The sequence below is a fragment of the Kiritimatiellales bacterium genome (assembly GCA_041656295.1).
GTDB lineage: Bacteria > Verrucomicrobiota > Kiritimatiellia > Kiritimatiellales > Tichowtungiaceae > Tichowtungia.
Genome location: JBBADV010000005.1, coordinates 44539 through 56039, shown reverse-complemented (window position 1 = coordinate 56039; position 11501 = coordinate 44539). Strand labels below are relative to the sequence as shown.

Genomic DNA, 11501 nt, shown 5'->3' with positions numbered 1-11501 from the left:
GACTGGCAGCGTTTACTGATTTGCTCCCGGCAGCATCATGCGAAAAACTCCGTTTTTTAAAACCGGTTCGTTAAAATTAATTATTAATCCGACAGGAATATTCAATAGTTTCATATAGCTGAGCAGTTTTGCTTTACAAACGGGAAGTATTTTTTCAACAGCTTTCAACTCCAGCAGCAGGCAGTCTTCCACTAAAACATCCAGCCGCAGCGGTTCATCAAAAACAAACCCTTTATACTCGATCGGAACAATTTTCTGATTCACTGCCTGAATATTCCGCAATTCCAATTCTCTCATAAGACATTTTTCATAAATCGACTCAATCAATCCGGCGCCCTTATCCCGATGCACCTCAATTGCCGCACCGATGACTTCATGCGTTAAACCGTCTGCTTTCAAGAACAAAGGATGCATTCCAGTTCTCCATTTCTTTTTTCACACAGGGATACAAAAAAACAAAGGGGTTACATTCACACTTATTTTTAAAAAATCTCTTATCTTCGTTCTCTTGCTTTTCTCTGTATAAAATATTTTCTTTCTGTCTTTTATTTTTCACACAGAGATAACAAAGGAAAGGAAGAATTTTTATGCCTCGTCAAACTATCCATCTCTGTTTTCTTGCTTTCCTCTGTGTAAAATATTTTCTTTCTGTCTTATCCAATTTTTATCTTTTACATAGAGATGACAAAGGAAACAAAGACTCTTCATCGTTTATTAATCTATCAATTTCGGCATTTTTGCTTTTCTCTGTGTAAATCCCTTTTTCTCCATATAAAAATTTCCAACAAAAAAACCTCTCCGGCTTGCGGAGAGGTTCTTGCTGAAAATCGCTGGTTACTTTTTCATTTTAACAGACAAAAAACTTCCGCAGGTGTTTCCCGCGCAAGTAGAAGTTCAAGGCTGTTAAATAAAAATTTCATTTCGGCGGCGAACCTACGCCGGTCGTATGAGGTTGTCAACCCTCATTTTCATCCAGCAGGAGTTGCGGATAAATTTTCTGCACAAATTCGGTAATCTCTGTCTGGTACGTCTCCCCGGCAGCTTTCCGGTCGCCCGAAACGGCAACATAGGCCCATTTGTGGGCGACACTGCGGACAACGCGATCCCAGGCAAGCCAGAACATCCGTTCATAGTGGCTGGCGGTTTCACGACCCTGTCCGATAAACCAGTAGGCGTAATATCCGTAATACGTTTGCGGATTGCCCTCTTTGTCCGAATAGCGGCGCTGAATCTCAAGGACACAGACATCCAGCGGTTTGCGCCCTTCCAACGGAACTTTTATATATTTTGTTGCCGTGATGGTGTTCCCCTGTCCCGGCAGACAGCGCTGCGGACGGTGAATACTATTACGCTCACTGCCGGAAAGGACGATGGAGACAAAAACCTGGTCGGATATTTCGTTGGTGTAAATTGATTTTACAAACTGAGTGTCGTGCGGCAGTGCGTCGTATTCTGCCAAACTCATTGTATAAAGTTTTTCGCCGGTTTCCGGATCGGTGTCCGGCAGTTCGAGCTGGCTGAGGAGGTATTGTTTCGGATGGTCAGGATTATGAGAATAACGCAATTCATCGCCGGTCCAGCCGCCTGCGAGTGAAACCGGAAGTTCCATACGAATACCCGGCTGATCATCCAATGAAACATCCACCGTGAACGCCAGCGCCAGTGCGGCAATGGCAAACAGTCCGATTAAAATCAGGTATGGGGTGTAAGCGCGTTTTTCCATTTGTAAAACAGCTCCTTAAAATTCATGTTCAACAGATTGCCGAGCAGCACCATCACACTGATCGATGCCGTAAAAAGAATGTAGCTTGAATAGTCGTGATACAGCCCAAGCGCCAACTGACCCCCCATCGCCTCGGCGACAACCGCAATCGTCACAATGCGGGCAATATTCCCGATCACTGCCAGCGGAATTGACGCGATAAAAAGAATCCATTTTTTGATCAATGTTTTTTGAGTAAAATAGGCATACACCGCAGTCAAGGCAGTCATTGCCAGCAAAGAGCGCAGCCCGCTGCACGGGTCGGCAACATCCATGCCGGCCGGCATCGACGGAATCATAATGGCCGTTCCGTTCTGCACGGCTTCAATACCGACCCCGTGTAAAATTCCGGTTGCCATACCGGTTGACAGCATGCGCAGCGGGAATGCGATCACGTCCAGGAAATTGAGCGGTATGCAGAAAATCAGATAAGAACAGGGGAAGATTAATTTTTTGGCCATTTCCCAGCCAAAAAGATAAAAAGGAATGCCCCAGATCAAAAAAATCAGGCTCATCAGGGAAATACGCGTCTGCTGCATTTTTGCACCGAGCCAGTGAACTGCGAGAGCGGCAACAATGATGCCCAGCCCGCGCCAGTCAATGCGGGTCTTCACAGAAAAAATCTCTTTCCGCTTGTGCCAGATCACCCACAGGCTGACGAGCGGAATAAATTTTCCGTGCGAATAGTCCGCCCCGAACGAAATGGCGTCGTTCCAGCGGGCAACCATCCACACAAATGCCGAACGGCTGTCTACGTTGGAAACGGTGTTCCCCAGCATGTGGAACATCATAAACAACAGACCGATAATGACTGAAACCAGCCCGATCTGAACCATCTCCGGCCGCGTTAATGCACCCAGCCGCCAGCGCTCGCTCCAGATTTTTATGGATGACTGATTTTGCATAATTTTCCTTATTGCAGCCGCAACGCTATCAAACGATCCGGCGCGACTCAATTTTTATCGAAAGGTTTCCGGTGATAACCAGTCGGGAAACACCGCCTCTGCATACTGCAGGTTTTCAGCGAAAGGAACCTCATCCGTGCTAAAGAACAGGGATCCGGCAGAAGATGACTGCGCGTCGGGAAATGATTTATTTGAAAACCACACCCGTTGTCTGCCGCGGAATTGAGGGGAAGGCACCTCCGGCAGCCGGTATTCTGCACCGTTAAAAAAATCATTTAGAAACCGGGTTTGTTCCCCCCAGGTATGGTCGCCGGAACCTATCGCCAGAATGCCGACTCCCTGGATTTCAGGCGAAATAAACTGTGCCGGGCGGGAAAAAATCATCTCTGCAGAACTGGACGAAAACGGCTTGCGCATAAAACTGCGGCTGTCGGTATAAACCAGCTTTTCTGCCGGCCATTGTTCCGGAAATATTTGCTCTGCCTGCCCGCCGCGCAACGCCGCTTCCAGCATAAAATAACTGAACATCGGCGTCCACAGAACCGGCAGCTTCCCGTCCTCCAAAAATTGAAGCTCCGCATCGTGCAATGTTTTCCAGATCAACTGATGATGATCCACCGGATGTTCTGCCGCATTCCGCAACCGGAGCATGAATGGAACATATCCGCCCATGGGGCACGCACCGTCGGCAGACGGGAAAAGCTCAGTTTTTGAAACCGCCGGCACCGGAATTGTCCCCGGCAAGACCTGTACCCCGATAGCAAGCGGCAGAACCGCCGCCCCGATAAGGCTGCTTTTCACCCACCGGCGGTGTAAAAACTCCGGCAGCGGACGCGCCGCGGCCAGGAGAAGCAGCACCTCGCAACCGCGCCAGAAATATCGCGGTGAATGGAGCTGCGGCAGAAAAAAACAAACCGGGAGCAGAACGCTCAAAAACCCGGCAGCAATCCAGACCCTACCGCAGGGAGATGCTGTCCGCCGGAATTCAGACAGGAACGACAGTAGACACAACAGATATAAAAGCCCGGCTGCCCCGAACCCAAAAAGAGAAAAGCCGGCGACAACCTTCCAGTTAAAAAACAAATCGATGAACCGGTCGGGTGTGTCACAAAGAAACTGACCAAGAATGACTGCTGCAGCGCCGGAAAAAACCAGCCCGGCGGATGGAACAACACAGAGCAGCTCCTTGAAATTCCGGCGCGGCGACTTCAACGCTGAAAATACATCTGCCGCTTTTTTCACCGGGATTTTCAACCAGGCGAGGAGCGGCAGAAGAAGCAGTGCATCCGCGCGAATTCCAACGGCAATAAAACAAAGAATCCAGGAGAGCCGCTGCCGGCGGCGGGATCCGCTTAAAAAAAACGCCGCACCGGCCAGCAGAAATGCCGATGACAGCAGGTGATTATTAAAGTAAAGCGTGTTTAATAGAATTGCCGGTGATGTTAAAAACAGCAGCAAAACAACCGCCGGAAATTTTTTCCGGAATGAAAGTACAAAACCGGAAACAGCCAGCCAGAATAAAATTCCGGCAGTCATATTTGCCACAGTGAGAAACGGAATCCCAGGCAGACAATGCCGATGCAGCTGTACAATTCCGGCACCGAACCAGTAGGAGAGATAATATTTATCGTACTGATAATAATTCTGCCAGCTTTGCACTTTACCCGTAACAATATCCAGCGATCCGGCCAGCACCGCCGCCGGATCATTTTCCCGGATCAGGTCATTCGTGCACCATAAAGAGAAGCCGGCCGCGCAAATAAGCAGCAGGAACCTCCACCGGTGTGAAAAAAATTTCATGCTGATCTATTTTCTGTCAGTTTCACTCATTTTTGCGCGCAGCCATTCCATATTTTTCTGAACCACGGGATTAGAGCGCTTCAGGCGATCCGCCCGCTCAAATGCCCGGAGTGATTCTTCAAAAAGCCCGGCCTTGCGCAATTCGATTCCGAGCTTCCGCCAGTAGTAATCGTTAAACCGCTTATATTCTGCAACCCGGCGCAAACAGTTCAAACCTTCAGCGCTATTTCCGGCGGCAATTTCTGCCATACCCAGTCCGTAAAGCACAATTTTATCAAACGGATTTTTTGCATACGCTTTTTTAAATTCAATCCGTTCCTGCGCCAGCCATTTTTGTTTTTGCCCGGGATCAATTTCATAATACCGGCGGTGGTAGTAAATCTGTCCAAGACCGGAGTGAGCCATCCAGTTTTCAGAATCAATTTTTATACTGATTTTATACCGTTGTTCAGCGGCTGCGTGATCGCCTTGCGCAAGCGCGCGGTCGCCCAGTGCGCGCATCCCGGCGGAACCCATGACCTGCGCCGCCCCAACTCCGCCGATAGCGATCAGTATAAACAATATCCCGGCGAAACAGCGGTTCCATTTTGGAAAGCGCACATGTTCGGTCCGGCACAATGGTGCCGCCGCGCTGCCGGACAGTATCGCCAGCATGACAGCATTCGGGAAAATCCGCAGTTCAAAATCAAACAACCCATGAACTGCAGTTCCTGCCAGAGCGCCCAGTAATGCCATGGCGGGCAGTGCATCGCCGGAGCTCAAAGATCTCTGTGATAAACGCAGAAAACGCACACAACCGGCAATGACCGCCGCCAGCGCCAGCCCGGCGCCAATCAGTCCATACTCCGCCGCGAGTTCAAGATATTCATTATGGGCATGCACGGTTACAATCCGTGCCGCGGTAAACCGTTTGCGGTAATTTTCAAATACGGTGCCGTAGCCGCCGGGACCAACGCCGCAGGCCAATGAATTATCTTTGATCATATCCATTGTATCCAGCCAGGTTTGCGGCCGGAAATCATGGAATTCTTTTTCGACAACTGCGCCGCTGACCACATGATCAATAAATTTTACAACCGGCGTCATGCGGCGTTGAAACATATCCGACTTCATCCAGAGTCCGGCGACCGCCAGTGATCCCATGAAAGGAACAATAAGCAGCGCGAGGCAGAACCATTTCCAGCTGCGGCGCAAAACAAGCAATAATACCGTTACCGCCAGCCCGGCGATTGCGCCCAGAATTCCGGCGCGGGATTGCGTCTGATAAATCAGAATTGAAAACAGAGGAATGGCATATCCGCAGCAAATCCGCCAAAACCATCCAAGCTGCGGCATAAAAAGAAACACAAAACAGAACGGCAGCCACAGCTGGAACAGATGCGCAATATGATTCGGACATTGGTACGTTCCGCCCAGCCGTCCGCCGGTCCAATACGATGAATACCGTTCAATGCCAAAAAGGAGTTCCGGCGCAAGCCTGTGCTGGATTAAACTGTATAATGCGATGATGATTAATACGGACAACAGCGTCATCCAGATCCATTTACGGGTTGAACTCTGCGCAAGCGTATTTGAAAACAGATAATAGACACAAAAGATGCCTCCGAGTCCGGCTACACTGACTTTGGCCTCATACGGAAGCGCGGATCCGGGAATCAGATAAAGAGCATATCCGGCAAACAGCAATAGAAATATTCCGGCGGGAGGTGTGCTGAATCCGGACCATCCGCCGGTTTTTATTCTGAGAATAAAAAAGAGGATCGTCGCGATATAGATGCCCGCCACCGCCGGAGCCTGCCAAAGCATTTTGTCTTCCCAGATTCCGTAAATAAAAAACACCGGAATTAATAATAACAAAAAAATAAACGAAAATATTTGATCTCTTTTCATTTTTAGTTACTTCAATTTTTTATTCTGTTCACGGTTTGGAGGTCGCAGGCTCTGCGACCGCGGACGGCGAGCCGCCGTCCCTCCAAGGGTTGAATTATTCATATTTTTGGAGGTCACAGGTTTATCCACCATAGCTTTCCGCCTCCGCTACCTGTCCGCCATAGCTTTAGCGAAGGCGGACTTCTGCGACCCTCCAAACTTCAAACCCCAAACTCCAAACCGCAAACTTCAAACTCCAAAACCGTCACCTTCAATCTGAACCGGATTTAATACGCTCCGATACCAAAAAGCACTACACGGACTGTGCGGGTCAGAATAACGATATCCAGCCATATTGACCAGTTGGTGACGTAATAGCAGTCCCATTTATCCATTCCTTCAATCCCGGAATCGCTCCGCCCGGAAACCTGCCACAACCCCGTGATGCCGGGGCGAACCTTTACACGTAACCGGCGGGTACGCGGAGTTAATTGATCGTGATGGTATTTTGGCAGCGGACGCGGACCAACCAGCGCCATTTTTCCGGTCAGCACACACCACAGCTGCGGAAGCTCGTCCAGTGATGTTTTTCTAAGAAATTTACCCATCCATGTAATTCGCGGATCTTTTTTCAGTTTATACGATTGTTCCCATTCTGCGCGCAATGCCGGACTTGCGGCCAGTTTTCTCTGCAGCACTTTTTCTGCATCGGGAACCATGGTCCGCAGTTTGTATGCTTTAAACGGTCGATATTTCATTCCGATCCGCTCCTGTGCATAAATCGGCGCATGAAAATCCTGTACCCAAACCAGCAGCATCATGATCAAACACAGCGCCCCCCAAACCGGTAAAAACAGCAGAGTGATGAGAAACTCTAAACTCCGTTTCACAAATCTGGACAGAGGAGCAAGCAGATTCTGCTGTATCTCCAGGCCGAGCAGCCCCTGCAAATCGCAGGGCTTAATCCATAACGACGGCGTATCCTGCATATCCGGGACCAGCAGAATGGTTCGATAGTCCTGCAGCGGCCCGTCCAGCAGTGCCAGCAAACCGCCTGACGATATATCCGGCAGCGCCACAATAGCAACAGAGGCATTACAGGTCATATTCTGCAGCCCGCCGAGCACCGGCAGCCCGTTTACAATCGTTCCCTGCCGGTACTCATCGCTGAACACCATGACCGGAATAAATCCGAGAGATCTGTCTTTCTTCAATGCCCCGGTAATCAGCGGAATGGATGCCCGTGTTCCGTAAATAACGGATGGAGCGCCCCATAAGTTCAGTTCTATCAATATTTTTTTGGCCAGAACCCGTGCCAGCGGAATGAACACCGCGGCGATCAGATAGGCGGTAAGAAAAAAAATCCGGCTGTTCGCGATGTCTTTCTGTAAAAAAGCCACCGTTATTTCAATGCCGAACAGGATGAGCAGCAGAATTTCTATCCGCCGCAGGCTTTCAGGCGCGCTCAACCCCCATCCCGGCGTAAGGCGCATCATCCACGACCCGACCCACCACACCGGCAGGAAAAACACTGCTTTCTCCATGCTCAGCGGAACACCGCGCAACCAAAGCAGTACGAACCCCCCGATGAGCGCCGCTAAAGAGAGAACAGCTCCGTCAGTTAAATGCAGGCATAACACACTGATGAACCGCCGGCGGACACCCGCCTGCCGGTGTGCCGGACCGCTGTCGATCGTGATATTTTCGATCCGTGTCATTGTTGCCTCAATATGCTTTCAACCGATCCGATATTACATCCGCCGGTCGTAATATTCAAGTGCGCGCCGGATACCTTCCTGAAAATCCATCTGAGGAACAAATCCCTGTTTTTTCTGTTTTTCAGTATCGCCTCCCCGGGCGAACACACCTTCCGGCTTTGTCGAAGTCCCTTTGATCTCCGGACGGAACCCGCACAGTTCAGCCGCACTCTGTGCAAATTCAATGAACGACGTATAAATGCCGGTTGACAGGTTAAGCGCGGAAGCATCGTCGATCTGATCCATGGTCTTCAAAATACCGGTAATGCAATCCTCGATGTGAATAAAGTCCCGCATTTGCCGGCCGCTGCCCCATACCGTGATCACCGGTTCGCCGCGATGTGCTAAAATCCGCTTACAAATTCCCGGGAACGGGTAAGAATCATCCTGATCTTCTCCATAGCCGGAAAACGGCCGGTAACAGACCGACTTTAACCCGTGCTTTTCATACGCCAGCTGTGCGAGGTATTCATTGGTCAGCTTGGCCCAGCCGTAGGTCATATCCGGCATTCCAATACGATCGGTGAATGTAATCATCTCTTCTTTCAGCAGCAGGTAATGTTCCGGACGCTGAAGCTCGATGGGATAGGCGGCGCTGGAACTGAACACCACATTTTTCGCGGGGCGGGTCTTCACCGCCCACTGCCAGTAGTGTGCATCGATAGAGAGATCATCCGCAACAGCCAAAGGATTATTTTCGATCATCTCCCGCCCGCCGACCATGGCCGCAAGGTGAAACGCATAGTCAAAATCACTCTCCGGATGCTCGGGGAACCACTGCCGGCAGTCCTGTTGATAGAAATGGAATGTTTTATATTCGCATGGATTAAAAACTGGCCACTGTTCCGGAAGAATGCCTCCGCTCAACGGAACCACCGGATCCACACAATGCACCTCATGACCGCACTCCAGCAGACGCGCAATCAAATGCCGCCCGACAAACCCGCAGCCACCGGTTACCACTGTTTTTTTCATCATAAGCCTTTCGATTAATCTGTTAAACGCCGTAAAACTCTCTGTACCGCAGTAAAAACCTCTTCAACTGTAATTTTCATCATACAATAGTCATTCGGGCGAATACACGTTTTTTGCAGACAGGGGGTACCAGGGAAGCCGATTGATGCCGCTCCAGCTCCAATCCCCGGAGCCGCCGACATTCAAAATCCGCATACCACATCCTTGAACTCAAAAAGCTCCAGAAGCCGGTCCATGCGCTTTTCCCGCATGCCGCCACCAAGTTTTAACAACAGGTTTAAAACCGGATTATCCATCGCAATTTTCTAATATGCGGAATGCTTTTTCCAGGCGTTTCATGTAGCACTCAAGCGTATACATGGAGTTGTACCGCTTCCGGCCCGCGATTCCCATGCGACTCCGTAATGCATCATCTTTCGACAGCAGCTCAAGCCTGTCAGCAAAGACATCCGGTCTGTCATGCGGACAAAGGTATCCCGTTATGCCATCTACAACCACATCCCGCGGCCCTGTCCAGTCGGAAGCCACAACGGGCAGACCATGTGCCATTGCCTCCAGCTGCACGATGCCCATTGTTTCCCACGGATATTTTGTCGGGAAGAGCAATACATCCGCCCGCTGATATTCGCGCAACAGATCGTCCCCTGTTTTCCGCCCGACACAGTCCACCGCCTGTTCGACACCATGGTCCTTTCGCAGCCTGAAGAACCGCTTTTCTTCTTCGTCTGTGTACCAGCTGCCTACTGTCCGCACCTTAAAATCAACTCCCCGTTGTTTAAGAATCCTGACCGTATCCAACAGGGTAAACAATCCCTTATCCTCCGTGTGAATACCGACATACAGGATATTGAATGCTCCATCACAGCTGAGTCTGGGTTCGGGGACAGTCGATGCCATGTCTAATCCATGCGGCACCACCACCGTATGCTTTGCCTTGAAATATCCAGGATCATCGGGACAGGACTCCCCGTTCACGATACCAAGGGCCATCTTCCCGTACGCCAGCCGCAGCCAGGGCCGCAGCCAGAAGTGCGTTTCGGAAAAACGGGAAACGCCGCCGGCATGGAAATGAAGAATGACCCCTTTACAGAACAGTCGCGTCAGTAAAAGAAAAAATATATCGCGCAGCACGGGAACCAGATTGGGCGACGCAGGGGGGTAATAGAGATACCGGTCCCGCCGGGTCCCCAAAGCCTTCCACGTATAGCCAATAAGTGCAAATAAACTCCATATTTTTGAAATGGAAAACTTCCCGGCGGAGCTTACCGAATCACTGAAATTCATGCGCACAAACCGGACATCGTAAATTTTTGATAAATTATCCACCAGCACCTTGATCATCTTGGCCTGACCATTATACGGCGGCGGTGTCTGCCCCACAATTACAAGTTTTATCTTCGATCTCCCGTTCATTTCTTCAGCATAGAAAATGAGTCTCAAACTTCTTTGACTGCAGCGACTAAAATCTTATCGGCTCCATGCGATAAAACGGGCTGAGCCGGTGGCGGGCTTGAAGGTGCTGCGATGCTCACTGTCACCGGACAGATAAACAGCATATTCCAGCGGGAATCTTTCGCGATATCCGCCGCTAAAGTACTTTTCCAAATAGCGCAGCACTCTCAGTGGATAGTGCAGCATACGAACGGGCGGCGGCGCGGTTGTCCGCCACCGGATCAGCTCATCCTGTCCTGTCCGGCTGTTGCTTAGATTCTGCCCCGTCACAAAAAAAACCGACAAATATTCACTCATCCGACCGGCTTTAAATCCATGCTTCAGCAGCCGTGTTATGAAGTCGCAGTCGCTTACCGCTTTCCACTGTATATCAAAACAGCCCGTCTCCTGGAAAACATGCTGCCGGAAAAACATGGCACAGCTTTGTGTATAAAGATGATCCGACTGCACATACCATCTCCGCAGCGGCGGATTTTTCCGGTAAGTCAACAGGCTGCCGTTTTCATTCAGCAGCAATGCATTGCCATATATAAAATCCACCTCCGGATATTTCAAAAAAAAACCTGCCGCCTTTGCGAGTGTCCCCGGCAGATATTGTTCATCGCAGTTGAGCCAGGCGAAAACCTCACCGGTCGCCCGGCTGAACCCTTTATTGAGTGCATCATACATGCCGCCGTCCGCTTCGCTGGTAAAGGTTAGCTGATAGGTGTCAGTCGATTGTTGCCGGGCAATGTATTCTTTTAAATACTCAACGGTACCGTCCGTGGAACAGCCGTCCTGAATATGATGATGCACACGGAGCGCATGTTCAGGTGTTAAGCTGTCTGGCTGCTGAGCTGCCGGCAACTCCTGCTCAACCGGCAACGCACAACCATCCACTATACCACTTCCCGCCACCTGATCGGCAATCGATGCGATACAGCGTTTGAGATACGCCAGCTGATTCAACGCAGGGGTAATAATGGAAAACTTCATCTCTCC

General features: G+C 50.2%; 9 protein-coding genes. All 9 read right to left on the bottom strand.

The features are described 5' to 3' along the window. Positions 1-12: 12 nt before the first annotated feature. Positions 13-414 carry a GxxExxY protein gene (locus WC959_04505; protein ID MFA5688393.1) on the bottom strand — a complete coding sequence of 134 codons (402 nt, stop codon included), beginning with the start codon at positions 412-414 and terminating at the stop codon, positions 13-15. Positions 415-955: 541 nt separating this feature from the next. Then, on the bottom strand, positions 956-1723 hold the full coding sequence (locus WC959_04500) for an exosortase-associated EpsI family protein (GenBank protein ID MFA5688392.1): 768 nt from the start codon (positions 1721-1723) through the stop codon (positions 956-958). After that, positions 1693-2667, bottom strand: a complete 975-nt coding sequence (locus tag WC959_04495; GenBank protein MFA5688391.1) for an exosortase/archaeosortase family protein — start codon at positions 2665-2667, stop codon at positions 1693-1695. The genes WC959_04500 and WC959_04495 overlap by 31 nt, the downstream gene beginning before the upstream one ends. Before the next feature lie 54 nt (positions 2668-2721). Next, positions 2722-4467: a hypothetical protein gene (locus WC959_04490; protein ID MFA5688390.1), complete on the bottom strand. Its 1746-nt coding sequence runs from the start codon at positions 4465-4467 to the stop codon at positions 2722-2724. Between the two features lie 6 nt (positions 4468-4473). Next, positions 4474-6357: an O-antigen ligase family protein gene (locus WC959_04485; GenBank protein MFA5688389.1), complete on the bottom strand. Its 1884-nt coding sequence runs from the start codon at positions 6355-6357 to the stop codon at positions 4474-4476. Positions 6358-6623: 266 nt separating this feature from the next. After that, positions 6624-8054, bottom strand: a complete 1431-nt coding sequence (locus WC959_04480; GenBank protein ID MFA5688388.1) for an exopolysaccharide biosynthesis polyprenyl glycosylphosphotransferase — start codon at positions 8052-8054, stop codon at positions 6624-6626. Between the two features lie 33 nt (positions 8055-8087). Next, the gene (locus WC959_04475) at positions 8088-9071 is read right to left on the bottom strand and encodes an NAD-dependent epimerase/dehydratase family protein (GenBank protein MFA5688387.1); all 984 of its coding nucleotides are present in this window, start codon (positions 9069-9071) and stop codon (positions 8088-8090) included. A 285-nt stretch (positions 9072-9356) separates the two neighbouring features. Then, positions 9357-10481 carry a glycosyltransferase family 4 protein gene (locus tag WC959_04470; protein MFA5688386.1) on the bottom strand — a complete coding sequence of 375 codons (1125 nt, stop codon included), beginning with the start codon at positions 10479-10481 and terminating at the stop codon, positions 9357-9359. A 54-nt stretch (positions 10482-10535) separates the two neighbouring features. Then, positions 10536-11495, bottom strand: a complete 960-nt coding sequence (locus WC959_04465) for a glycosyltransferase family 2 protein (protein MFA5688385.1) — start codon at positions 11493-11495, stop codon at positions 10536-10538. Between the last annotated feature and the right edge of the window lie 6 nt (positions 11496-11501).